Here is a 22425-nt window from a genome sequence, read left to right as displayed (position 1 = left end):
TATTAGGGTGTTCGGGTGATGGTAAGGCGTGAATTATTTCGAAAACGGCAAGGTATTTGGAACAACTTTCGGTGAGATGCCCATTCCCATTCCGGAATGACAGTCATTCCTTCCCGTTGATTGACGACAGGATTGCGCCGCATGATGCCGTTGCAGGAGATTCTTTCCCAGTTTGCAGTCGCGCTCGGCATCGGCCTTCTGATCGGTCTGGAGCGGGGATGGACGACGCGAAAGGACCAGCCAGGCAGCCGAACGGCCGGTTTCCGAACTTTCGCGATTACGGGCGTTCTCGGCGGCACCGTGGGTGCGATCGCGCAGGCGTCAGGCGGAGCCGCCAGTGTGGGGGGCGGGCTTGTGCTCGGCCTTGGCTTTGCCGCCTATTCGGTGGTCATCGCTGTGTTCTGCCTGGAAGAAAACCGGGCCGACAAGAATTTTTCGGCGACGACTGCGATCGCGGCCATGAGCACCTTTGTGCTCAGCGCCTATGCGGTGGTCGGCGACATGCGGGTGGCGGGTGCGGCGGCCATCGTCGTGACGCTGCTCCTGTTCGGCCGCGAGCGGATGCATGGCTGGCTTAGGCAGATCACCGGGACCGAATTGCGGTCTGCGCTCGTTCTGCTGGCGATGACGTTCATCATCCTGCCGATGGTACCGGACGATCCGGTCGGTCCATTCGGCGGCGTCAATCTCCGCGAGATCTGGTTGCTCGCCATCGTGCTCGCGGGTGTGTCGTTCCTTGGCTATGTGTCAGTGAAATACTTTGGCGCACATCACGGCGTGCTGCTTGCGGCGGCAGCCGGCGGCCTTGCTTCATCGACCGCCGTGACTGCGGCCAACGCGCGGTACGCAGCAGCCGGCGAAGGCGCACCGCATATTCTGGCGGCGGGCGTCGCGCTGGCGACAACGATCTCGTTTTTGCGCGTTCTCACAGTCGCAACCGTGATGAATCCGGCGCTGCTCCGGATGCTGGCGCCTCCCTTGCTGGCAGCCGGCGCCGTGACGACGATCTATGCCTTCGTTTCGGTTTATTGGCGCAGGACGTCGAGGGCCCAGCAATCGGTGAAGTTCCGCAATCCCTTCAGCTTCTGGTCAGTTGTTGGTTTCGCGGTCCTTCTTGGCATTGTGGTGCTTTTCGGCCGCGTGCTCGGTGAAACACTGGGCGCGGCCGGAGCGATCGTCGGCGCCTTTGGGCTCGGGCTGGCCGATGTCGATGCCGTAACGGTGTCGATGGCGCGGCTCGCGCCGCAGCCCCTGTCCCTGCAGGAGGCGTCTTTCGCCATTCTGGCGGCGGTTCTCAGCAATACCCTGAGCAAGATGGTGATCGGGGCGATTGTCGGACGCGGCCGCTTCGCCCTGGAAATCATGGCCGTATCCGTCGCCTGCCTGGCGGTCGGCGGGCTGGCGCTGGCCGCGGCCTTGGCCTTTTTAGGCGGCGATTGACATTTCCGTAACACCGCCGAAAAGTCCGCGCGAGGGGAATGGCTACTACATGTTCAAGCGTATTCTGATCGCCAATCGCGGCGAAATCGCCTGCCGGGTCATCAAGACCGCCCGCCGCATGGGGATCGAGACCGTCGCCGTCTATTCCGACGCCGACAAGGACGCCCTGCATGTTGAGATGGCGGATGAGGCCGTTCACATCGGACCTCCGCCAGCCGCCGAAAGTTATTTGCTGATTGAGAAGATCATTGACGCCTGCAAGGCGACCGGGGCGCAGGCGGTGCATCCGGGCTATGGCTTTCTCTCCGAGCGCGAGGCCTTCCCAAAGGCGCTGGACGCTGCCGGTATTGTCTTCATCGGCCCCAATCCCGGCGCCATCGCCGCCATGGGCGACAAGATCGAATCCAAGAAGGCGGCGGCGGCGGCCAGGGTGTCCACTGTTCCCGGTTATCTCGGCATCATCGCCGATGAGACAGAGGCGGTGCAGATCGCCGACGAGATCGGCTACCCGGTGATGATCAAGGCTTCCGCCGGCGGCGGCGGTAAGGGCATGCGCATCGCTTATTCGCGCGAGGAGGTGGCGGAAGGCTTTACCCGCGCCAGGTCCGAAGCCAAGTCATCCTTCGGCGATGACCGCGTCTTCATCGAGAAATTCATTGTTGATCCGCGCCACATCGAGATCCAGGTGCTGGGCGACAAGCACGGCAATGTCATTTATCTCGGCGAGCGCGAATGCTCGATCCAGCGCCGCAATCAGAAGGTGATCGAGGAGGCGCCGTCGCCGCTGCTCGACGAGGCGACGCGCCGGAAAATGGGCGAGCAGGCGGTCGCGCTGGCCAAGGCGGTGAAATACGACAGCGCCGGCACCGTCGAATTCGTCGCCGGGCAGGACCGTTCCTTCTATTTCCTGGAGATGAACACCCGCCTCCAGGTCGAGCATCCGGTCACCGAAATGATCACCGGCATCGACCTCGTTGAGCAGATGATCCGCGTTGCCGCGGGCGAGAAACTTGCGATCAAGCAGAGCGATGTGAAGCTCTCCGGCTGGGCGGTGGAGAGCCGCGTTTACGCGGAAGACCCCTACCGCAATTTCCTGCCTTCGACCGGACGCCTGGTGCGTTATCGCCCGCCGGCGGAGTCGCAGCAGGACGGCGTCACCGTCCGCTACGACACCGGCGTCTATGAGGGCGGCGAGATTTCGCTCTATTACGATCCGATGATCGCCAAGCTCATCACGCACGCGCCGACGCGGGAGGCGGCTATCGATGCGCAGCTCGATGCCCTTGACGCCTTCTATGTCGACGGCATCCGCCATAACATTCCGTTCCTGTCGGCACTGATGGCGCATCCGCGCTGGCGCGCGGGCAAACTCTCGACCGGATTCATAGCTGAGGAATTTCCCGACGGCTTCCATGGCGTGGCGCCGGAGGGCGAGACCGCACATCTATTGGCTGCGGTCGCGACTGCCATGGATCACGTGCTCGGCGAGCGCAAGCGGCAGATTTCCGGCCAGATGCCGCATCGTCTGGTCATGCGGGAGCGGCAACGCGCGGTCTGGTTGGGCGAAGAGGAATTCAGGCTGCTGGTGACGCGCGCGAATGGCGTTATCGAGGTCATGTTTCATGGTGGCAAGCCCGGGCACGTGCATCGCCTGCAATCGGACTGGAAGCCGGGCGATCCGATCTGGACCGGCACGGTCGATGGCAACCATGTTGTGGTGCAGGTCAACCCGGTGCCGAACGGCTTCGATCTGATGCATGGCGGCGTGCAGACACGCGCGTATGTCTATACCGAAAGCGAAGCTGCCTATGCGCGGCTGATGCCGGTGAAGGAACTGGCCGATACCGGCAAGAGCGTGCTGTGTCCGATGCCCGGCCTCGTGGTCTCGATCAACGTCGCCGAAGGGCAGGAGGTCAAGGCGGGCGAAACGCTCGCCGTGGTCGAGGCCATGAAGATGGAAAACGTGCTGCGCGCCGAGCGCGACGGCACGGTCAAGAAAATTCACGCCAGGAAGGGCGACAGCCTGGCGGTGGATGCGGTGATCATGGAATTCGCCTGACACGGCGTCGGAACATCAACCCGTGCTCGCCGGTTGATTGGTTGCACTCATTCCGGAGAGCAGCCATGGCCAAACGTCATAAATCCGAAAGACCGGATATGTCGGCGCGGGAAATGCCCGATAAGGCGCGGCGCCGCGATCAGCCGGATGCAATCGCACCCGACACGCTGCCGCGTCTCGACGAAGATGCGCGCGAGACCGCCATCAGCCCCAGCGAGGACGGCGGGGTGCCCGAGCATCCCATCCACGACGATGACGTCGAAGACCTCGAACCCGACGATTTCGAGGAGATGATGGACGAAGCCGCCAAGGGCGGTTTCGATCCCACTGACAAATACGAGGTCGAGCGCGAGATAAGGATCGGCAGGAGGCACAAGCCCTGATGCGGCTGCATGGCCGGATGGCTCGCAACCCGTTATTCTACCGGCAGCGTGATTGTCAAAACGGCCTGATGTGAGACTGCACTTTTCCTACGGCTCCAACATGGACCGCGCCGCGATGGCGCGGCGCTGTCCTGGCGCCACGGTGCTCGGGCGGGCCGTTCTCAACGATCATGCCTTCCTGATCAGCACCGACGGCTATGCATCGGTGCGCCCGGCGTCCGGCGAAGTTGTGCACGGCATAGTGTGGCGGCTGGCGCCGCGCGATCTTGCCGCGCTCAGCGCCTATGAAAGCCTGGCCAGCGGACTTTACAGCGCAGCCATCATGACGGTGCAGTGCGAGGGTCGCAGCGTGAAGGCGCTGGTCTATATCGGCCGCTCGCGCAGCGCAGGAAAACCGAAACGCGGCTATATGGAATCGATTGTCGCTGCCGCCCGTGACTGGCGATTGCCGCCGGACTACATCCGCCGGCTGTCGCGCTGGATGCCGGCCGGCATGGGCGGCACGCGGGAGTTGGAACCCGGAGATATTGCATGATGCCGATCGTCATCCGGCAGATCATCATCCGCGGCCGCGTGCAGGGCGTCGGCTATCGCGCCTGGACCGAATACACCGCCGAAGGGCGCGGATTGGACGGCTGGGTGCGCAACCGGCGGGATGGCTCTGTCGAAGCGTTGTTCGCTGGCGAGCCGCGAATGGTGCGCGAGATGATTGACCTCTGCCATCAGGGCCCACCCGGATCGCGCGTGGACGCAATCGAGGAGCGGGAAGCCAGTTCCGAGGAATTGGAGATGCGCGGCGGCTATCGCTTTGCGGTGCTGGCGACGGCTTAGCGTCTATCGCCGCACGGTGCCGCGGAAGGTGGCGGCAAGGACGCGCAGGGCGGCCCGTGCGCCGGCGTCGCTGACCCGAGAATAGAGCAGTACTTGTGCGCGCGGCAGCCGCGGCAGTGACAGTTGCTGGCTCATTTCGACTGTGCCCACTGGTGCAATCCGGTGTGCGAGCGGTGCAATCGCAAGCCCCGACAGGACAGCGGCGTTGACTGCACTGACGCCGCCACCAACAAAGGCCTCGACCGAGCCGATGCGCGCGCGGTCGAGCGCACGGATGGCAAGGGCGCGCACGCCGCAGGGAGCCGCAAGCGTGGCAATCCGCAGCTCGTCCCCGGGACGGTGGACGAATCGTGGTGAGGCAAACCACCCCATTTCGTCGTGGGTCAGGGTCTCGCCGCCGCGCCGCGACCCTTCCTTGCGGACGACCACGGCATCGAGCCGGCCGCGGTCGAACTGATCGAGCAGTGCGCGGGAAAAGCCAATGGTGACGTCGAGCGATAGATCGCGGTCGAAGGCGTGCAGTTGTGCGAGTAGAGCGGCCAATTGCGCGCCGACTGCATGATCGGAGAAGCCGATCCGCAGACGCAAAGCCTTGTCGCGGCCGCCGCTGATTGCGCGCTCATGCGCGGCCATGAGATCGCGCGCCCCGCTGAGGAATTCCTCTCCGCGCGCCGTTAGACGCACGTGACGTGGCGTACGTTCGATCAGACGCGCGCCAAGTCGATCCTCCAGCCGCTTGATCTTCAGGCTGACCGCTGCTTGCGAGGTGCCCGAAGCTTCCGCCGCGCGTGTAAAGCTCTGCAGTTCCGCCACCAGCAGGAAGGACTGCACGGCGTCAAGATCAAGCGGTCGATCAATCATAAGAAATCATAATCACTGATATACCTAAAGATAACGTTCTAAAATCATGGCCAGCGAATTAGTCTGCTGTCAATCACTTTTGAAAGGAGACTTCGGCATGCCAATGATCACCGTGCAATACGCGGCGCCAAATGCGCCGGCTGGCCTCCCAGATGTCGTTGGCAAAGCCGCCAACTGGCTTTCGAGCGAGTTCCTGGGCAAGGACCCGTCGATCACCGCCGTCACCGTCGAGGAACTCGATCCCGCCAAATGGCTGATCGGCAACAAGTCGTTGCGCGACCATGGTCTTGCGGCCTTCTGGCTCGACATTCGGGTGGTTGACGGTACCAACACCCGCGAGCAGAAGGCCGCCTTCATCGCCGCTGCCTTTGCGAAAATGAGCGAGCTGCTCGGCCCGCTGCACAGCGAAAGCTATGTTTATGTAAATGAGGTGCGAGGCGACGCCTATGGCTATGGCGGAATGACGCAGAACGAGCGCTACATCGCCGGCAAGCTCAGGGGCGCGGTGAAGACGGCAGCTTGATCGCTACGCGGGCGCAAGACGCGTTGAGCGGCGCCGGAATTTCCGGCGCGCCCAGAGCAGCAGGCCGGTCGACAGCAGCGTGATGAAGGCGACCGAGATCGCGACGTTGATCAGCGCCGACAGGTTGCCGCCCCAGTTGCCCTCGTGGATCAGCCGCGGCCAGTTGCGCGGGGTCGGAACGAGTCCGGACTGGGTGACGGTGAACACCCGCATCTCTCCGCCGTCGTTGACGCGCGCACGCAACGCGCCGGCCATTGGCCGGATCCAGACGACGTTGGCGAGATCGTGCGCGCTGCCGACGATCTGCACTGCATTTCGCAGGGACGCCGGTGCGCCTGCCGGCGGCTTTGGCAGCGGCGACGTGAACGTGACCCCGTAAGCGAGAAACAGGCCGGTGAGCGGGCTCGCGATGAGAAGCGGCAGCAAGAACCAGCCGGTACCCTTGTGCCAGCCGGCGAGCGTATTGCGCAGACGCGGCCAGCCCATCAGCACGCCGATTGCAATCAGCGCAAGCAACACGAAGGTGGACAGGCTGACCAGCCAGCCGAGTTCCATCAGTAATGTTTCATGCAGGCGCCGCGACGTGGTGAACAATTCCGCCAGCGCGCCGGGTGAAGCGATTTGCTCGTTGCGCGCAAGATCGACATGCAGCGCGGCCCCGCGCTGCGCGCCGCCGATCGACGCATTGCCGGCATAGGCGCGCACCACCAGCGAACGCGCTTGTGCATCCGGATCGTGCTTGGCGAGAATGGCGTTGATCGCCTCAGCCGTGAGCGGAGCGGTGGATGAGGTCGAAGCCACAACCATCGGCTCGAAAGACAGGACCAGTCCGGTCAGGATCAAGATCGCGAGCGGCAGCGCGAATACGAGTGTGATCCAGCGATGGATCCGCAAGAGCCACATCTTGAACATGGAACGATGTCTTATGCTGTTGGCAGTGGCCGCAGGTTACGCACGCCCGCAACAGCCTTACAAATTACAGATACTTAATTTGCAACGTTTGATCTGGCGCAAGGCGCGAAGGTGTCACGACACATTCACCGATGCGCGGGCATCGCTGTCTTGTTGTTCTCAATCAATCAGGCTGGGCTCTGCCGCCAACGCCACTGAGCCGAAGAGCGGTTCGAATTCTGCCTTCAGCGCCACGTCCACATCGCTTATCGTGACCGGCAAGCCGAGATCGACAAGGCTGGTGACTCCATAATTCTGCTCACGGACGCCGCAGGGAACAATGCCGGAGAAATGCGACAGGTTGGGCTCGACATTGATGGCGATGCCATGCAGCGACACCCAGCGCTTCACCCGGATGCCGATGGCGGCGATCTTGTCCTCGCGCGCAGCGGCAAGCTCCGGCCGGCGCACCCAGACGCCGACCCGATCCTCACGCCGTTCGCCGCGCACGTTGAAGGAGGCCAGCGTGCGGATGATCCATTCCTCCAGCGTCGCCACATAGGCGCGCAGGTCCGGCCGCCGCTGTTTCAGGTCGAGCATCAGATAGACCACCCGCTGCCCGGGGCCGTGATAGGTCATCTGCCCGCCGCGCCCGGCTTCGTAAACGGGAAAGCGGGCCTCCACGATCTCGGCCGGGCTCGCACTCGTACCGGCGGTGTAGAGGGGCGGGTGCTCGAGCAGCCAGACCAAATCCGGTTCCTGACCTTCGGCAATGGCGGCGGCGCGGGCATCCATTTCGGCGAGCGCCGTTTCATAGGGAACCAGCCCCTCGCTGATCCGCCATTCCACCGCCCGCCCGCCGGACCCGGGTTTCATGCCAAAATTTAGGCTTTCGCGGGCATTAACCATCAATTTACCATGTCGGGGCGAGGGTAGGGACACGCGGATTCTCGTAGTTCCGACCGGAAGGATGTAGTCGCTTTGCCCACCCTAGACCATGTTTCCCTGGATATCTCCGTCGTCCTCGGCACCACCGTCATGCCGATCCACCAGGTGCTGCGGCTGGGCCGCGGCGCGATCATCGAGCTGGCGCAGGGGGAGGAGGACGACGTCCAGATCCTTGCCAACAATTTTCCGGTGGCCAAGGGCAACGTGATCGTCAGCGGCAATCGTATCGCCGTCCAGGTGAAGGAATTGCTGCCCCGGCCGGTGGATATGCGCTGAAAAAGCCTCACCCTGAGAAGCCCGCCGCAGTGTCAGCGAAGGCGGGCGTCTGGATGGACGAGGCCGGGAGGGGACCTCGCCGCCCTTGTCCCCCTGAAACCGATTTGATAAATGCAGCCCACCTCGCGCCCGGCTTCGGCCCGGCGCCCCAAAATTAGCGGCCGTGGCGGAATTGGTAGACGCACTGCCTTGAGGTGGCAGCGGGGCAACCCGTGGAAGTTCGAGTCTTCTCGGCCGCACCATCCTGTTTCGACCCGTTTCGCGGGACAAGCCCTAGTCGACACCTTTGTCCCTCCAAACTCTTTGCGGCGTCGCGTCCGGCACGGAGCTTTGACCTCTATCAAGGACAGCAGCGACAAAGAATTCTTGCCTTGTCGTCGGCTCTGAATTGTTTTTCGCATCAGGCTTCACATGGAGTTGGCCATGGCATTCTCACATCACTTGCGCATGGTTGCGGCGGCGGCTCTCGTTTTTGGATTGCCCACGATCGCCGCGGCGCAAGACGGCCCGAAGCTGTTCTTTGAAGGAGATATGGTGCGCGGTGCACAGAAGGCCGGCATGACCGGCCCTGTTTGTGTGCTGGCGAGCCAGTTCAAACGCAAGGAATCCGTGGTCTGGCGCGTGCGCACGCTCGAGGCCGCCGGCAAACCGGTCGACGACAAACAGCTCAAGAGTCTGGTTGTCGAATTGTCCGATGGCCAGAAATTTCCCATGAAGTTTGGTCCGCATCCGCGCGGGCGCACGGACGATTACTTCTGGTCTGCGTCCTGGATTATTCCAGCCGATTATCCAACCGGGACTTTTGCCTACAGGGTGATCGCCACAGATCTTCAGGGACGCTCGCATGTCTGGGAGCCGTTCAAGGTTCAGCTCTCGCAGCTCACGGTGATCCCCGGCGAGGTCGAGTTCACGAAGCAGTGACGCCTATCGTGAAGCGTGCGCGAACAGGCAGACTCATTCTTCAGGCGGTCGTCGCACTGCTGGCGCTTCCCCTTGCTCTGGCCGCTCACGCGATGGATGCGCCACGCGCGTCAGCGCTCGGACCGGAAGTAGCGGCGGGGCGCCCGTCCGGCGGCTTCGTCGGACGGCTCACGGTCACCCCCGAACATGGGCCGGCAGGAACGCCGGTGACCGTGCACGCGAAAGGATTGCCCGCCAACGAGGAATTTGACCTCGTCTGGGTGACCGTGACTGGGGCGTGGAAGGTCAGCAACGCGGAATATCACGGCCGGGACTACCGGCAGGTCGCCTACCGTATCGCTACTGCAAAGAGCGACAGTGACGGACAACTCACGGCCCGTTTCACTGTGCCGGAGGATTTCGGCTTCGCCCACGATATCGTGCTTCAGAAAGACGGACGGCTGTTCACGCAGGCGAACTTCCATCTCGACATGACGGTCAGCGTGTCGCCGCAGAGCGGCCCGGTCGGAACGCCGATCAAGGTCGACGTCAAGGGCATTGGCTGGCGGCAACTGCAGAATTCGTGGCTCCTTTTGTATGACAACAATTTCACCGGCTGGATTTCCGCGGTCACGACGGCTGGCTCCGCAAGCTTCACCATTCCTGCCACAGGCCGGCCGGGACGGCACGTGCTGGAACTCCTGCATGGCGACTTCACCTTTCCCTATCGCAACATGCAGCAATCGCCGGAGCCCGACCGGCCGCGCTTCGTCTTGCACTTCACGGTCACACCGGGACCTGCGGCTTTGCCGCCGCCCATCGAACAACAGGCGCTGACCAACCCGCGTGGCTTGCCGCCGCAGGGCGAGCTGTTTGCAACGCCACGCTTCTCCGGGGTCGGGCAGTCGGTTTCGGTTCGGGGCTCCGGATTGACGCCGAGCAAGACGCACAGGCTGAACTGGGGCACGGTGACCGGCAACCGCGTCGGCGGCGGAGGTTGGGATGAGTCATCGCGGGTCATTGCCGAGGCCACCGCTGATGCCTCGGGCAACGTCGCGTTCCGGTTCAACGCGCCGGACGATCTCGGCGGCGCGCATGGCCTGTCGGTTGACGACGGGGCATCGAAGAAAACGGGAAGCTATTGGATTTTGCCGACCGCATTGCCGCTCGAGGTGACGCGCGGTCCGGCGGGCACGCCGTTCACCATCCGCCTGAAAGGCGTCGGCTGGACCGAAACCGCCAATATCTACACCGTCGTGTATGACAACAGCTATATCGGCTACGCGTGCGGCTTCAACAGCCAGGGCGATGTCGAGATCACGCTACAGGCGACAGGCGCGCCGGGATGGCATTTCATCGATCTCTATCCGGCGATCTACAAAGGCGATGAGAAGCGCCCGATCAATTTCCGGCTGCCTCAGCTCAGCTTTGCCGACGATCATCCGGGGGAAGACCTGCCGCGCTTCCGTTTCGCTTTCGAGGTGACCGAGCCGGAGACGCGGTCGGTCGATTCACCGCCGAAGGCAAAATAATCCACGTCCTCCGCCTGTGCCGGCGTGCACTGGCAAATCTCTTACGGCATCGCGACCGTCGCATGATCCGTCGTGGCGGCACGCGCCGATGCCGTTCGCCGGTGCGACGCCTTTTGCCCGCGGCCGTGCGCCCGCGCATGCCGCCGCGCGAGCCGGCTCGCCGATTTGCTCTTGGGCGGCATGCCGCAGAAATCGACGCTGCTCATGGCGTGCTGCTCGGCGAGATTGCCGTTGAGGTTTTTCAGGTCGCTCATCAGCAACGCCGGCAACACGGCCGTTGTCGGCGCCTGGAATTGCCAGTCCTGAGGCTCCGTTGGCGTGGCGAGCCGGGTTTCGGTCGCGGCCTGCACATGCACGATCCTGTAACCGCGCTGCTTCAGCTCCTTGAAGATCAGCGGCAAAGCCTCGACCGTCTTCGCATGGATATCGTGCAGGAGCAGGATGCCTTTGCCCTTGGCCTCCAGCCGGTCGATGGTCCGCCGCACGATGCCGTCGACGGTGATGCGCCGCTTCCAGTCATGCGACATCACGTCGGTGCTCCACACCATCAGCCCGCGCGCGGCGGCGACGCTTTCCACCGTCTCGCCGCGCAGCAGGCCCGGCACGCGGAAGAAGGGCGCGATCTCGGCCTCGTCACCGAGCACGGATCGCACCGAGGCGATGCCCTCGTGGATCTGCTTTTCCGCCCGCGCGGCGGCCATGCGGTTGAAGCTGAGGGGATGGGTCTGGCTGTGCGTGCCGATGGTGTGGCCAGCGGCCTGGATCTTCTTCAGGATGTCGGGATAGTCGCGGGCATGCTTGCCGATGACGAAATAGGTCGCCTTCACGCAATGCGCGGCAAGCACGTCAAGCGCCGGCGCGGAGGCTGGACGCGGCGCGTCATCCAGCGTCAGCACCACTTCCTTGTCCTTCAGCGGCAGCGTTTCCGGATATTGAAACGAGCCGACGCGCGGATGTTCGCGTGGGTCGACGACGATGGTGCGGCTCACACCGATGGCATCTGGGTTGCCTGGACAATCTGCGGCCTGCGCAGTGCCGGGCTGAAACAGGCTCGCATGAAATAAGGCGGCCGCAATTGCCGTGAGAAATCGTCTGTGCATTGCTGAAAATCCCGTCCCACGTATCGGGTAGGGATTCGCGGATGAATGCAAGCTTAACCGCGGTGCCGCCATTCGCCGCGGTGGCCGGACTGACGCTGTGAACAGTGCGGGATCAGATGCTCACTCGCCCCGGTTACGCGCCATTGCGATTGCCAGCGGAAATCTCGCAGCGTACAAGCCCCGCATGACCACTGAATGAGCCGTAAAGCGTGGGGCCGGTGCATGCTCGACGAGAAAGAGATGACCGGACCGGTCCAGACCTCCGCGGACACGCTGCGTGACGAGGACGGCGCGATTCGTCCGGATTTTGTCGCCCGGGTGCAGGAGGCGATCGCGGCCCGCGACAGCGGCACGCTGCGCACGGTGGTTGGCGATCTGCACGAGGCCGATACCGGCGACCTGATCGAAGCCCTCGATCCGGAATTGCGTCCGCGGCTCATCGAGCTGATGGGCAAGGATTTCGACTTCTCGGCGCTGACCGAGGTCGATGACACGGTGCGCGAGGAAATCCTTGAGGAACTCGAGCCCGAGACCGTCGCCGAGGGCGTGCGCGAGCTCGATTCCGACGACGCCGTCTACATTCTCGAGGACCTGCCGAAGGAAGAGCAGGAGGAAATCCTCGAGCAGTTGCCGCATTTCGAGCGCATCGCGCTGGAGCGCAGCCTGCTCTATCCGGAGGAATCTGCCGGCCGGCGGATGCAGACCGAGTTCATCGTAGTGCCGCCGCACTGGAATGTAGGGCAGGCGATCGACTATATGCGCGAGACCGCTGATCTGCCGGACCGCTTCTACGAGCTTTACGTCGTGGACCCCTCCTACAGGTTCCAGGGCGCGGTCCCGCTCGACCGCCTGTTGCGCAGCAAGCGGCCGATCCCGATCGTAGAATTGATGGACGAGGACCGCCGCCGCGTGCTCGCCACCGAGGACCAGGAGGAGGTCGCCCGCCAGTTCGAGCGCTACAATCTGGTGGCCGCACCGGTCGTGGATGACAATGGCCGGCTGGTCGGCGTGCTCACCTTCGATGATATCGTCGACGTGATCGAGCAGGAGGCCGAAGAGGACATCAAGGCGCTCGGCGGCGTGAAGGCGGACGAAGAGCTGTCCGACTCCGTCTGGGACATCGTGCGCAGCCGCTTTCCCTGGCTCCTTGCCAATCTTTGCACCGCCTTGCTGGCCGCTTTCGTCATCAGCCAGTTCGAAGGCTCGATTCAGAAAATGGTGGCGCTGGCGGTGCTGATGCCGATCGTGGCCTCGATGGGCGGCAATGCCGGCACGCAGACCATGACGGTGGCGGTGCGGGCCCTGGCGACCCAGGACCTGAGCGACGCCAATTCCTGGCGCGTGGTACGGCGCGAATTGCTGGTCGGCATCGTCAACGGGCTCGGCTTTGCGCTGGTGCTCGGCACTATCGCCGCGGTCTGGTTCAGCATTGCCGACCTCGGCGTGGTGATCGGGCTTGCCATGATCTGCGTGCTTGCGGCCGCGGCTCTGGGCGGCATCGTGGTGCCGCTTTTGCTGACGCGGTTCGGCGTCGATCCGGCCATCGCCTCCGGGCCGTTCGTCACCACGATCACCGACGTGGTCGCTTTCTTCTCGTTTCTCGGAATCGCGACGTTGTGGTTCGGATTGAGATGACTCTCAGCCCGGTGGTGCAAGCAGCATCTCAATCGCGATATCGATCGTCGCCGGCGTGACGACCCTGCTGTCCAGAAGACTCTGGCCGAACAGATAGCTGTAGAAAAGGATGGCGCGGGCCTGTGCGTCCTTCGCCGGCCAGCCCAGCTTCTCGAACAAGGCCGTCACATGCGTCAGACGCTCGGTGTCCACATCGCGCACCGCCTTGGCGGCGCCTTCGTCCCGGCGCGCGAAGGCGCGGATGGCGAGTTCGATCGCCAGCCCCCGCGTATTGCCATGCCGCGTATAGAGGTCAGCAAGACGCAGCAGGATCACGGTCGGAGAATTCTGCCCCGCCTTTTCGCCGGAAACCTGTTCGCGGATCGCGGCGATGCGGCCCTCGGCCCAATGGACCAGCATGGCGTCGAGCAGGGCGCGGCGATCGGTGAAATGCCAATAGAAGCTGCCCTTGGTCACCTTCAGCGTCTTCGCCAGCGGCTCCACCCGCACGCTGTCCACGCCGCCGTCAGCCAAGGCTTCCAAGGCTGCCGCAACCCAGGCGGCCGCATCCAGCCGCTCCTGCTTCGGCTCTGCCGTTTTGCCGGTTTTCCCCATGCGCCCCGCCGCAACTTGACAAAATCGACTTTCCGCCATACGGTCGCGTATGTCAACATACGGTAACGTATGGATTTGAGCGGGAAGCACAATGAGCGGTGCCGGACGGCTTTATCAGCCGCGCAATCCTGATTGGGAACGTGTGGTGCGCGAGAGTTTTGCGCGGCAGGCCTATATGGGCCTGATCGGTGCGCGGCTGGCGGAGGTGCATCCCGGCCGGGTGACGATTGAATTGCCATATCGCGACGATCTCTGTCAGCAGCGCGGCTTCCTGCATGGCGGCGTCACCACGGCGATTGCGGATTCGGCGGCTGGCTATGCCGCGTTCACGCTGATGTCGCCAGGCTCCTCGCCGTTGACGGTTGAGTTGAAGATCAACCTGTTGGCGCCGGCAATTGGCGAGCGGTTTTTCGCGACGGCGCAGGTTCTGCGCTCCGGCAAGACCTTGTCGATCGTCGACGCTGATGTGTTCGCCGAGGCGAAAGGCCTGCGAAAGCCGATCGCGAAGATGCTGGCCACCCTGATCTGTCTTGAAAACACCGCGGACACGCCCGAGCGGCCGGCGGTATAGTGCCTGGCGGTCCAATTCATCCCGCCTTGGCGGACGCTTATGCAAATGTTGGAATTAAAAGAACCACTAGCAAAAAGGCCTGGTGGAGCTTTGGATTTGACATTCGCCAATGTAACTCGCGGCGAGCGGTGAGCAAATGTCAAATCCGCTCCACAAGGTACGCGGCAGGAGGCTTCGATGACGTCGAATGTCTGGACCGGGTTTGATTTCGGCTTGGGCGAGGATGTCGACATGCTGCGCGACACGGTGCGCCGCTTTGCGCAGGCGAAGATCGCGCCGCGCGCCGACGACATCGATCGCAAGAATGAATTTCCCCGCGACCTCTGGCCCAAGCTCGGCGAGCTCGGATTGCTTGGCATCACCGTCGAGGAAAAATGGGGCGGCACGGGGCTCGGCTATCTCGAACATTGCGTGGCGATGGAGGAAATCTCCCGCGCCTCCGGCTCGGTGGGCCTTTCTTACGGCGCGCATTCCAATCTCTGCGTGAACCAGATCCGCCGCAACGGCACGCCCGACCAGAAGAAGCGCTACCTGCCCAAGCTGATGTCCGGCGCGCATGTCGGCGCGTTGGCGATGTCGGAGCCGGGCGCCGGCTCCGACGTCGTGTCGATGCGCACGCGCGCCGACAAGAAGGGCAAAAACTACATTCTCAACGGCTCGAAAATGTGGATCACCAACGGGCCTTTGGCGGACACCATCGTTGTTTATGCCAAGACCGACGCCACCGCCGGCGCGCGCGGCATCACCGCTTTCATCGTGGAGAAGAAGTTCAAGGGTTTCTCCACCGCGCAGAAACTCGACAAGCTCGGCATGCGCGGCTCCGATACCGGCGAGATCGTATTCCAGGATTGCGAAGTGCCGGAAGAGAATGTACTGGGCGCGGTCGGCAACGGCGTCAATGTGCTGATGTCCGGCCTCGACTACGAGCGCGTGGTGCTGGCCGCGGGCCCGCTCGGGCTGATGCAGGCGGCGATCGATCTGGTCATCCCTTATGTGCATGATCGCAAGCAATTCGGCCAGCCGATCGGACGCTTCCAGCTTATCCAGGGCAAGCTCGCCGACATGTATGTGAACATGAATGCGGCCAAGTCTTACGTGTACGCGGTGGCCAAGGCCTGCGACGAAGGCCGTACCACGCGCGAGGACGCAGCAGGCGCGATCCTGTTCGCGTCCGAGAAGGCGACGCAAACGGCGCTGGAGGCGATCCAGACGCTGGGCGGCAACGGCTATATCAACGAATTTCCTGCCGGACGCCTGCTGCGGGACGCCAAGCTCTACGAGATCGGCGCCGGCACCAGCGAGATCCGCCGCATGCTGATCGGGCGCGAGATTTTTGAAAAGACGAAGTGAGCAACATGCCCGAACCGCTGCTGACCTATCGCGGCGCCGTCTATCCCTGGCATTGCGATCACATGGGTCACATGAATGTCATGTGGTATGTCGGCAAATTCGACGAGGCGACGTGGAATTTCTTTGCCATGCTCGGTCTCGATCCGGCCTTTCTGCGCGCACACGATCGCGGCTTTGCAGCGGTCGAGCAGAACATCGCCTACAGGAAGGAATTGATGGCTGGCGATATTGTCACCATTTATTCCGCCATTCTGGAGATCAAGGACCGCGTGATCCGCTTCACGCACGAGATGCGCAGGACCGACACCGACGAGATCGCCGCGACCACCATACTCACCGCCGTGCATCTCGACACCAAAGCGCGGCGTGCAACGTCGTTTCCGGCCGAGTTCAGGGCGCGGGCCGAGGCGCTCGTCATCTCGGCCAATGGCTGATCAGCCATTGGCTGATCGAATCGCCTCGTTATCCCCGTTAAGGGTGCATTGACCGAATCGGGTAACCTTCGGGGCATGGAACGCAAACCGGACTTGCGGCTGCGCCTGAAGGCCGACGGACGCATCGTCGAAATCCTGCCCGGCGGGCTGGAACGTGATGTCTCGAACCTGCGAGAGCTTCCGCATTTTGGAGCCTCAAAGGCGCCGCCGGTCATGGATGATGCGGCTTATGCCCGTGCCATCCGCGCCGCGACCAGGCTGACCCAGGCCGAATTCGCCGCCCGTATCGGCGTGCCGCTGGAAACCGTGCGCAACTGGGAGCAGGGCAAGCGCGTCCCGCGCGGCCCGGCGCGCGCTTTGCTGAAGCTGATCGACAGCGCGCCCGATCTCGCCTTCGCGGTGTTGGGTCCGGCGAAACAGCCGGGCTGATCTGCCGGCAGATCGGTTGGCAGGGCGCTGGCGGCCCGGCATTGTGTCGGCCTCATTCAGCGAGGGATAGGCATGGTTGCCTTCGTCGAAGCCAAGGGCGTGCGCATTCCCGCGGTCGGACTCGGCACGTTCGAGTTGCGCGGACGCGACTGCGCCCGTCTGGTGCAGCAGGCCATCAAGCTCGGCTACCGGCATTTCGACACCGCGCAGATGTATGGCAACGAGCGCGAGGTGGGTGAGGGCGTGCGCGCCTCCGGCATCAAGCGCGAAGAGGTGTTTGTCGTCACCAAGGTGTCGCCGGAGAATCTGGCACCGCGTGCGCTCGAACGTTCGGTCAAGGACAGCGTCGGACAATTGCGCCTTGGCGAAATCGATCTTCTGCTGCTGCACTGGCCGAACAAGGAGGTGCCGCTCAAGGACACCATCGACGCACTGGTCGGGGTGAAGCGCGACGGCCTGGCCCGTCAGATCGGCGTGTCGAACTACACCGTAGCTCTGCTTGAGCAGGCGGATCGTCTCGCTGAGCAACGTCTGGTCTGCAACCAAATCGAGATGCATCCTTTTCTCGACCAGTCGAAAGTGATCGCCGCCTGCCGTGCGCTCGACATGGCGGTGGTTGCCTATGCGCCGATCGCGCGCGGCAGCGCGAAGTATGACGCGGTGCTGGCGCGCATCGGCAAGGCGCATGGCAAGAGCGCCGCGCAGGTGTCGCTGCGCTATCTGGTGCAGCGGGGCATCGGCGTCATTCCGCGCACCAGCCGGGTCGAGCGGCTGAGCGAGAATATCAACATCTTCGATTTCGAACTGAGCGACGAGGAAATGGCGCAGATCGGTGCGCTAGCGCGGCCGGATGGCCGCATCGTTGACTGGGCGTGGTCGCCGCAATGGGATTAGGCCGCCGTTGACACTCCGGGATGACAAGGCGCTGGTGCTGTTCTCGGGCGGGCAGGATTCCACCGTCTGTCTCGCCTGGGCGCTGCAGCGCTTCGCGCAGGTGGAAACCATTGGATTCGACTACGGCCAGCGCCACCGCATTGAACTGGATCTGCGCCCGCGCATCCGGGATGCGGTCGCCGCGCTCGATCCAGCGTGGAAACGCCGGTTCGGCGAGGATCATCTCATTCGCCTCGATGCGCTGGGCGAGGTGTCCGAAACGGCGCTGACCCGGGACATCGCCATCGAGATGTCGGAGAGTGGCCTGCCGACCACCTTCGTTCCCGGCCGCAACCTCATCTTCTTCACGTTTGCCGGCGCCGTGGCCTATCGGCGCGGCGCCAAACATCTGGTTGCGGGCATGTGCGAGACCGATTATTCCGGCTATCCCGACTGCCGGGACGACACGGTCAAGGCCGTCCAGCTTGCGTTGTCGCTCGGCATGGACCGTCGTTTCGTCCTGCACACGCCGCTGATGTGGATCGACAAGGCGGGGACCTTTGCGCTCGCGCGCGAGATCGGCGGTCAGGCGTTTCTCGATGTCATCGTCGAGGACACCCATAGCTGCTATCTGGGCGACCGTTCGCGGCGCCAGGATTGGGGCTATGGCTGCGGCGACTGTCCGGCCTGCCGGCTGCGGGCGGAGGGCTGGTGGAAATTTGTAGAGGATCGCAAGACGTGACGAGAAAGCTGGAATGGCGCCGCTGGATCGAAGGGCTGATTTTCCTGGTCCTCTTCTGTCTCACCGTGCCGGCGGCGAACTGGATGATCCTGAATGTCGGCACGGTCTGCAGGCCGGACGCGCCATGCCTCATTCCGGTCGCCCCCGGATTGCTCGCGCCGTCCGGCGTGCTGATGATCGGCGCTTCCTTTGTGCTGCGGGACCTGCTGCAGCGGCGCCTGGGCATTGCCGCATCCATCGCCGCGATCCTCGCCGGCGCGGCCTTGTCCGGGTTGTTCGCGCCGGCCGCCTTGATCGCCGCATCGGCGACCGCCTTCCTGATGTCCGAGCTTGCGGATCTTGTCGTCTACACGCCGCTGGCGCGCCGCCGCCTGGTTTTTGCGGTCATCGCCTCCAGCATCGTCGGGCTTGTCGTCGACTCCATCGTCTTTCTCTGGCTTGCTTTCGGCTCGCTGGAATTCCTTGCCGGTCAGGTCGTCGGCAAATCCTGGATGGTGTTGCTGTCAATTCCGCTGATCGCGCTGCTGCGCAGGCGTGACGAGCGGATCGGCCTGATGCCGGCTTGATCCGCGGCGAGGCCGCGCGGGGGATAGGACAGGGGACGGCCATGCTGTTTGTCACGTCCAAGCTGTTCGCGTTTTTCACGCAACCGTCCAATCTGTTCTTCCTGATGATGCTGGTCGGCATTCTGCTGATGGCGACCCGCTTCGCCAAAATCGGCAAGGCCCTGCTCGTCGCCGCGCTGGCGTTGATCGTCGTGTTCGGACTGGGGCCGGCCGGCAATTGGCTCATCTTTCCCCTGGAGCAGCGGTTTCCCAAATGGGATGCCGCGCGCGGCGCGCCGGATGGCATTGTCGTTCTCGGCGGCAGCATCAGTCCGTCAAACTCGCAAGCGCGCGGCGAACCCGCGCTCAATGAATCGGCCGAGCGCCTGACCATCATCGCCGAATTGGCGCGGCGCTTTCCGTCGATCCCGATCGTATTCAGCGGCGGCAATGCCAGCCTCATTCCCGGCGGACCGAGCGAGGCGCAGTTCGTGCGCCGGATATTGGAGAGTTTCGGGATCGCGCCGGAGCGCATCATCCTGGAAGATCGCTCGCGTACCACGGCGGAGAATGCGGCGCTCACCCGCGACATGGTGAAGCCCAGGCCCGGCTCGCGCTGGCTGCTGGTGACCTCCGCGCATCACATGCCGCGTTCGGTCGGGGTGTTCCGCGCGGCGGATTTTCCGGTCGAGGCTTTTCCGGTCGACTGGCGCACGGACGGCGCGGAGGATTTGTGGACGCCGTTTCGCAGCGTCGCAGGCGGCCTGGCGCGCACGGACGCCGCCGTGCATGAATGGATCGGCATTCTGGTTTACTGGCTGACCGGCCGCATGTCGGAATTTCTGCCCGGTCCTCATCCGGTCGCCTGCGACACGTCGGATTGTCGGCGCTGACAAGGCTCCGTTCGCCCTGCTTACGCAAAAGCAATCACTTCAGAGCAAGATTGGATCGGGTCGCGGGGAACGTGTCCAATGCCGCTCGATGGTCAGCCTGAATTCAATCCACAAGCACGCGCCGTTGAAATCGAGGACGAGGCGGGTGCGGTCCATGAGCAGGCTGAGCGAATCCTGCTTGCTTTGGCCGGTGGACTTGCCGCGGTGGTGATTTCTGCCGTCTGGGTGTCGTTATCCCTTAGCTAAGGGGTTGAAGTAATTGCTAAAAGGCTCCGTCATCGTTTTAGACTTTCGTTCTAGAACGAAAGTTGTATAATGTTAAAAACATGCCCGCCGGATGCTTCCGGTTGCACGTTCCAGGAAGCCGAACCGGTGGCCTGACCGATGGGTAAGGCAACAGGAGGCTTTCATGGCCACTCCCGAAACCGGACAAGAAAGTACGTTGTCGACGCTGGTTTGGACCGGCGCCACGTTGATTGTGGTCGCAATCTTCGCGATCTTTTACCTGATGTAAGATTTCAGTGCAGCCTCGGGCGGCAGCTCGCTGCCGCCTCACGGCTACACGGCTACTCAGCCTACTCAGCCAGCGGACATGGCTGTGCGAGCATCAGACGTGAATTGCCGCTGCCACATCACCAGCACCACCGCGGCGGTCGTGGCCATAAACAACCACGCACTCACAAACCAGCCGAGATAACCCAGCGCGAAGAAAAATGCGCGCTGTCCGCGGTTGAAATGGCGGCCGGCGGATTCGCATAATTTTCCGGTGCGCGTGGCGTGCGCCTTCGCTTCCGCCGAGTCCTTGTCGTTGAAAGGCGGCATTGCCCCGATCATGATCGCCACGTAATTGTACAGGCGATAACACCAGGCAAATTTGAAAAAGGCATAGATGAAGATCACAACCAGCCCGATGGTTTTGATCTCCCAGAGGATGCGCGAGGTTGGCATGCCGAGCGGAAGCGACGCGACGACCGTCAGCAATTCGTCCGGCGAGCGTAATAGCGTCAGCGCGCCGCCAATCGCCAGCAGCGATGTCGAGGCGAAGAACGCGGTCCCGTTCTGCAGGGAGGCCATGATTTGTCCGTCCAGCATGCGCATCTCGCGCTCGAGCATGCGGAACATCCATGCGTCGCGATAGGTGTCCATCCGGGCATTGAGGCCGTTGCGCCCATGCGGCGTCCATTCCAGCATGATGGCGTAGACGATCCAGGCACCGACGAAGACGGCGAGGGCGGTCAGGTCCAGCACGAAAAAGAGCGTCATGGGGCTCCTCTTGACGCCTGTGATTCGGATCAGGCTGCCATTGCGGGCATGGGGTGGCAACGGGCTTGACCTCGGCGCCGGCTCTGCAACCATATTCCCCTGCAAAGGAATTCCGCATGACACAGACCATCACCACCAGCGTCCGCGATTTGGTTGAACAGGCCGAACGGGTCATCGAGACATTGACGGTCGACGAGGCCCTGCCTTTGCATGGCGCCGAGGATGTGGTGCTCGTCGATATCCGCGACATCCGCGAATTGCAGCGCGACGGCAAGGTGCCGGGCGCATTTCACTGCCCGCGCGGCATGCTCGAATTCTGGATCGATCCCGAAAGTCCGTATCACAAGAGTGTCTTCGCCCAGGACAAGCGCTTTGTCTTCTTTTGCGCCGGGGGATTGCGTTCGGCGCTGGCCGCCGAGAGCGCGCAGCGCATGGGACTGAAGCCCGTGGCTCACATCAGAGGCGGCTTTGGTGCGTGGAAAAAGGCCGGCGGTCCCGTCGAGGAGCCGGAGCGCAAGCCCGGCAGATCCTGATCATTCGCCGGCGTGATTTGCCGATCAGCAGAATTGGCTTGCCGATATCCGTGCGCGCCGTGATCATCACTCCGATTCACGGAGGCCCCGATGGCGCTGAAGCTCATTCTCGGCAACAAGAATTACTCGTCCTGGTCGCTGCGGCCCTGGATCGCCATGCGTCATGCGGGCCTTGATTTCGAGGAAGAGGTGATCCCGCTTTACGAACCGGGCAGTCGCGAAAAAGTTTTGACCTATTCTCCCGCCGGCAAAGTGCCTGTGCTGATCGATGACGGCATCCCGATCTGGGAAAGCCTTGCCATCCTCGAACATCTTGCCGAGAAATATCCCAAGGCTGCGCTGTGGCCGGCCGATGCGACGGCGCGCGCGCATGGTCGCGCCATCGCGGCGGAGATGCATGCGGGCTTCGGGGCGTTGCGCCGGCATTGCCCGATGAACATGCGGCGCCGGCGGCGCAAGCTCGCGCTGACGCCGGAGGTGGCGGAAGACGTGCGCCGGATCGAAGTGATCTGGACCGACAGCCGCACGCGTTTCGGGGAAGCGGGGCCATTTTTGCTCGGGCCGTTCTCCGTGGCCGATGCCATGTATGCGCCAATCGTCTCCCGCTTTTTCAGCTACGACGTCGGCGTCGGCGCCGCCGCGGAGGCTTACATGGCGACGATGATGTCGTTGCCGGCCTGGAAGGAATGGGAAGCCTCGGGCGAGCGTGAGCCCTGGGTCATGCCCGGCAATGAGCGCGACTGACCTTTTCGGGAACCGGGCGGGCGTGAGCGCGTTGTTCGTCGGATTCGTCCCTGACGACCGATAGAAACATGCAAG

Annotated in this window: 28 protein-coding genes and 1 tRNA gene; 23 read left to right on the top strand and 6 right to left on the bottom strand. The window is 63.2% G+C overall.

What is annotated here, in order from left to right:
• Positions 1-141: 141 nt before the first annotated feature.
• The 5 genes from RO009_18240 to RO009_18220 all read left to right on the top strand — a co-directional run bounded on the left by RO009_18240 (position 142) and on the right by RO009_18220 (position 4713).
• Complete coding sequence (locus tag RO009_18240; protein ID MDT3686975.1) at positions 142-1440, top strand: DUF4010 domain-containing protein; 1299 nt, start codon at positions 142-144, stop codon at positions 1438-1440.
• Between the two features lie 49 nt (positions 1441-1489).
• A complete protein-coding gene (locus RO009_18235; GenBank protein MDT3686974.1) occupies positions 1490-3499 on the top strand; it encodes an acetyl/propionyl/methylcrotonyl-CoA carboxylase subunit alpha in 2010 nt (669 codons plus the stop codon).
• A gap of 65 nt (positions 3500-3564) precedes the next feature.
• The gene (locus RO009_18230) at positions 3565-3882 is read left to right on the top strand and encodes a hypothetical protein (protein MDT3686973.1); all 318 of its coding nucleotides are present in this window, start codon (positions 3565-3567) and stop codon (positions 3880-3882) included.
• Positions 3883-3952: 70 nt separating this feature from the next.
• The gene (locus RO009_18225) at positions 3953-4417 is read left to right on the top strand and encodes a gamma-glutamylcyclotransferase family protein (protein MDT3686972.1); all 465 of its coding nucleotides are present in this window, start codon (positions 3953-3955) and stop codon (positions 4415-4417) included.
• The gene (locus RO009_18220; GenBank protein ID MDT3686971.1) at positions 4417-4713 is read left to right on the top strand and encodes an acylphosphatase; all 297 of its coding nucleotides are present in this window, start codon (positions 4417-4419) and stop codon (positions 4711-4713) included. The genes RO009_18225 and RO009_18220 overlap by 1 nt, the downstream gene beginning before the upstream one ends.
• Before the next feature lie 3 nt (positions 4714-4716).
• On the opposite strand, the gene RO009_18215 is transcribed toward RO009_18220, so the two are convergent.
• A complete protein-coding gene (locus RO009_18215) occupies positions 4717-5571 on the bottom strand; it encodes a LysR family transcriptional regulator (protein ID MDT3686970.1) in 855 nt (284 codons plus the stop codon).
• A 100-nt stretch (positions 5572-5671) separates the two neighbouring features.
• Between RO009_18215 and RO009_18210 the strand changes: the two genes are divergently transcribed.
• The gene (locus RO009_18210; protein ID MDT3686969.1) at positions 5672-6097 is read left to right on the top strand and encodes a tautomerase family protein; all 426 of its coding nucleotides are present in this window, start codon (positions 5672-5674) and stop codon (positions 6095-6097) included.
• Between the two features lie 3 nt (positions 6098-6100).
• Here the strand turns inward: RO009_18210 and RO009_18205 are convergent, their stop codons facing one another.
• The gene (locus tag RO009_18205; GenBank protein MDT3686968.1) at positions 6101-7009 is read right to left on the bottom strand and encodes a PepSY-associated TM helix domain-containing protein; all 909 of its coding nucleotides are present in this window, start codon (positions 7007-7009) and stop codon (positions 6101-6103) included.
• Positions 7010-7168: 159 nt separating this feature from the next.
• The gene (gene lipB / locus RO009_18200) at positions 7169-7897 is read right to left on the bottom strand and encodes a lipoyl(octanoyl) transferase LipB (protein MDT3686967.1); all 729 of its coding nucleotides are present in this window, start codon (positions 7895-7897) and stop codon (positions 7169-7171) included.
• Positions 7898-7969: 72 nt separating this feature from the next.
• Between lipB and RO009_18195 the strand changes: the two genes are divergently transcribed.
• The 4 genes from RO009_18195 (at position 7970) to RO009_18180 (ending at position 10644) form a co-directional block, all read left to right on the top strand.
• A complete protein-coding gene (locus RO009_18195; GenBank protein ID MDT3686966.1) occupies positions 7970-8212 on the top strand; it encodes a FliM/FliN family flagellar motor switch protein in 243 nt (80 codons plus the stop codon).
• A 157-nt stretch (positions 8213-8369) separates the two neighbouring features.
• Positions 8370-8454: transfer RNA gene (locus tag RO009_18190), tRNA-Leu, on the top strand.
• Positions 8455-8635: 181 nt separating this feature from the next.
• Positions 8636-9133: a hypothetical protein gene (locus RO009_18185; protein MDT3686965.1), complete on the top strand. Its 498-nt coding sequence runs from the start codon at positions 8636-8638 to the stop codon at positions 9131-9133.
• A gap of 8 nt (positions 9134-9141) precedes the next feature.
• Positions 9142-10644, top strand: a complete 1503-nt coding sequence (locus RO009_18180) for a hypothetical protein (GenBank protein ID MDT3686964.1) — start codon at positions 9142-9144, stop codon at positions 10642-10644.
• Positions 10645-10685: 41 nt separating this feature from the next.
• Here the strand turns inward: RO009_18180 and RO009_18175 are convergent, their stop codons facing one another.
• The gene (locus tag RO009_18175) at positions 10686-11744 is read right to left on the bottom strand and encodes a polysaccharide deacetylase family protein (GenBank protein MDT3686963.1); all 1059 of its coding nucleotides are present in this window, start codon (positions 11742-11744) and stop codon (positions 10686-10688) included.
• A 222-nt stretch (positions 11745-11966) separates the two neighbouring features.
• Between RO009_18175 and mgtE the strand changes: the two genes are divergently transcribed.
• The gene (gene mgtE, locus RO009_18170) at positions 11967-13379 is read left to right on the top strand and encodes a magnesium transporter (GenBank protein MDT3686962.1); all 1413 of its coding nucleotides are present in this window, start codon (positions 11967-11969) and stop codon (positions 13377-13379) included.
• 3 nt (positions 13380-13382) lie between these two features.
• Here the strand turns inward: mgtE and RO009_18165 are convergent, their stop codons facing one another.
• Positions 13383-13973: a TetR/AcrR family transcriptional regulator gene (locus tag RO009_18165; protein ID MDT3686961.1), complete on the bottom strand. Its 591-nt coding sequence runs from the start codon at positions 13971-13973 to the stop codon at positions 13383-13385.
• Between the two features lie 91 nt (positions 13974-14064).
• Between RO009_18165 and RO009_18160 the strand changes: the two genes are divergently transcribed.
• From RO009_18160 to RO009_18115, 10 genes are all read left to right on the top strand, one after another.
• Positions 14065-14544, top strand: a complete 480-nt coding sequence (locus RO009_18160) for a PaaI family thioesterase (GenBank protein ID MDT3686960.1) — start codon at positions 14065-14067, stop codon at positions 14542-14544.
• Positions 14545-14721: 177 nt separating this feature from the next.
• Positions 14722-15894 (top strand): isovaleryl-CoA dehydrogenase, encoded by a 1173-nt coding sequence (locus RO009_18155; protein ID MDT3686959.1) that lies wholly within the window; start codon positions 14722-14724, stop codon positions 15892-15894.
• 5 nt (positions 15895-15899) lie between these two features.
• Entirely contained in the window at positions 15900-16328 is a 429-nt protein-coding gene (locus tag RO009_18150) for a thioesterase family protein (GenBank protein MDT3686958.1), read from the top strand.
• Between the two features lie 75 nt (positions 16329-16403).
• Entirely contained in the window at positions 16404-16757 is a 354-nt protein-coding gene (locus RO009_18145; protein MDT3686957.1) for a helix-turn-helix domain-containing protein, read from the top strand.
• Positions 16758-16829: 72 nt separating this feature from the next.
• A complete protein-coding gene (locus tag RO009_18140) occupies positions 16830-17651 on the top strand; it encodes an aldo/keto reductase (protein MDT3686956.1) in 822 nt (273 codons plus the stop codon).
• A gap of 7 nt (positions 17652-17658) precedes the next feature.
• The gene (gene queC, locus RO009_18135) at positions 17659-18372 is read left to right on the top strand and encodes a 7-cyano-7-deazaguanine synthase QueC (protein MDT3686955.1); all 714 of its coding nucleotides are present in this window, start codon (positions 17659-17661) and stop codon (positions 18370-18372) included.
• The gene (locus RO009_18130) at positions 18369-18938 is read left to right on the top strand and encodes a VUT family protein (GenBank protein ID MDT3686954.1); all 570 of its coding nucleotides are present in this window, start codon (positions 18369-18371) and stop codon (positions 18936-18938) included. The genes queC and RO009_18130 overlap by 4 nt, the downstream gene beginning before the upstream one ends.
• A 41-nt stretch (positions 18939-18979) precedes the next feature.
• Complete coding sequence (locus RO009_18125; protein ID MDT3686953.1) at positions 18980-19810, top strand: YdcF family protein; 831 nt, start codon at positions 18980-18982, stop codon at positions 19808-19810.
• 78 nt (positions 19811-19888) lie between these two features.
• Complete coding sequence (locus tag RO009_18120; GenBank protein ID MDT3686952.1) at positions 19889-20056, top strand: hypothetical protein; 168 nt, start codon at positions 19889-19891, stop codon at positions 20054-20056.
• Positions 20057-20219: 163 nt separating this feature from the next.
• Complete coding sequence (locus RO009_18115; protein MDT3686951.1) at positions 20220-20324, top strand: LPXTG cell wall anchor domain-containing protein; 105 nt, start codon at positions 20220-20222, stop codon at positions 20322-20324.
• Between the two features lie 65 nt (positions 20325-20389).
• On the opposite strand, the gene RO009_18110 is transcribed toward RO009_18115, so the two are convergent.
• Positions 20390-21073 carry a DUF599 domain-containing protein gene (locus RO009_18110; GenBank protein MDT3686950.1) on the bottom strand — a complete coding sequence of 228 codons (684 nt, stop codon included), beginning with the start codon at positions 21071-21073 and terminating at the stop codon, positions 20390-20392.
• 116 nt (positions 21074-21189) lie between these two features.
• Between RO009_18110 and RO009_18105 the strand changes: the two genes are divergently transcribed.
• Both RO009_18105 and RO009_18100 read left to right on the top strand, forming a co-directional pair.
• Positions 21190-21606, top strand: coding sequence for a rhodanese-like domain-containing protein (locus RO009_18105; protein ID MDT3686949.1), 417 nt, complete (start codon positions 21190-21192; stop codon positions 21604-21606).
• Positions 21607-21696: 90 nt separating this feature from the next.
• A complete protein-coding gene (locus tag RO009_18100) occupies positions 21697-22350 on the top strand; it encodes a glutathione S-transferase family protein (protein MDT3686948.1) in 654 nt (217 codons plus the stop codon).
• Positions 22351-22425 lie beyond the last annotated feature (75 nt).

Origin of the sequence: Pseudorhodoplanes sp., assembly GCA_032027085.1 — a bacterium.
Taxonomy (GTDB): Bacteria; Pseudomonadota; Alphaproteobacteria; order Rhizobiales; family Xanthobacteraceae; genus Pseudorhodoplanes.
This window is presented reverse-complemented; position numbering and strand designations above follow the sequence as displayed.

Excerpts from the sequence above, each read along its gene's own strand:
- RO009_18240 (MDT3686975.1), top strand. The coding sequence starts at position 142 with ATGATGCCGTTGCAGGAGATTCTTTCCCAGTTTGCAGTCGCGCTCGGC.
- RO009_18235 (MDT3686974.1), top strand. The coding sequence starts at position 1,490 with ATGTTCAAGCGTATTCTGATCGCCAATCGCGGCGAAATCGCCTGCCGG.
- RO009_18230 (MDT3686973.1), top strand. The coding sequence starts at position 3,565 with ATGGCCAAACGTCATAAATCCGAAAGACCGGATATGTCGGCGCGGGAA.
- RO009_18220 (MDT3686971.1), top strand. The coding sequence starts at position 4,417 with ATGCCGATCGTCATCCGGCAGATCATCATCCGCGGCCGCGTGCAGGGC.
- RO009_18210 (MDT3686969.1), top strand. The coding sequence starts at position 5,672 with ATGCCAATGATCACCGTGCAATACGCGGCGCCAAATGCGCCGGCTGGC.
- RO009_18205 (MDT3686968.1), bottom strand. The coding sequence starts at position 7,009 with ATGTTCAAGATGTGGCTCTTGCGGATCCATCGCTGGATCACACTCGTA.
- lipB (MDT3686967.1), bottom strand. The coding sequence starts at position 7,897 with ATGGTTAATGCCCGCGAAAGCCTAAATTTTGGCATGAAACCCGGGTCC.
- RO009_18185 (MDT3686965.1), top strand. The coding sequence starts at position 8,636 with ATGGCATTCTCACATCACTTGCGCATGGTTGCGGCGGCGGCTCTCGTT.
- RO009_18175 (MDT3686963.1), bottom strand. The coding sequence starts at position 11,744 with ATGCACAGACGATTTCTCACGGCAATTGCGGCCGCCTTATTTCATGCG.
- mgtE (MDT3686962.1), top strand. The coding sequence starts at position 11,967 with ATGCTCGACGAGAAAGAGATGACCGGACCGGTCCAGACCTCCGCGGAC.
- RO009_18165 (MDT3686961.1), bottom strand. The coding sequence starts at position 13,973 with ATGGGGAAAACCGGCAAAACGGCAGAGCCGAAGCAGGAGCGGCTGGAT.
- RO009_18160 (MDT3686960.1), top strand. The coding sequence starts at position 14,065 with ATGAGCGGTGCCGGACGGCTTTATCAGCCGCGCAATCCTGATTGGGAA.
- RO009_18155 (MDT3686959.1), top strand. The coding sequence starts at position 14,722 with ATGACGTCGAATGTCTGGACCGGGTTTGATTTCGGCTTGGGCGAGGAT.
- RO009_18150 (MDT3686958.1), top strand. The coding sequence starts at position 15,900 with ATGCCCGAACCGCTGCTGACCTATCGCGGCGCCGTCTATCCCTGGCAT.
- RO009_18145 (MDT3686957.1), top strand. The coding sequence starts at position 16,404 with ATGGAACGCAAACCGGACTTGCGGCTGCGCCTGAAGGCCGACGGACGC.
- RO009_18140 (MDT3686956.1), top strand. The coding sequence starts at position 16,830 with ATGGTTGCCTTCGTCGAAGCCAAGGGCGTGCGCATTCCCGCGGTCGGA.
- RO009_18125 (MDT3686953.1), top strand. The coding sequence starts at position 18,980 with ATGCTGTTTGTCACGTCCAAGCTGTTCGCGTTTTTCACGCAACCGTCC.
- RO009_18120 (MDT3686952.1), top strand. The coding sequence starts at position 19,889 with ATGCCGCTCGATGGTCAGCCTGAATTCAATCCACAAGCACGCGCCGTT.
- RO009_18115 (MDT3686951.1), top strand. The coding sequence starts at position 20,220 with ATGGCCACTCCCGAAACCGGACAAGAAAGTACGTTGTCGACGCTGGTT.
- RO009_18110 (MDT3686950.1), bottom strand. The coding sequence starts at position 21,073 with ATGACGCTCTTTTTCGTGCTGGACCTGACCGCCCTCGCCGTCTTCGTC.
- RO009_18105 (MDT3686949.1), top strand. The coding sequence starts at position 21,190 with ATGACACAGACCATCACCACCAGCGTCCGCGATTTGGTTGAACAGGCC.
- RO009_18100 (MDT3686948.1), top strand. The coding sequence starts at position 21,697 with ATGGCGCTGAAGCTCATTCTCGGCAACAAGAATTACTCGTCCTGGTCG.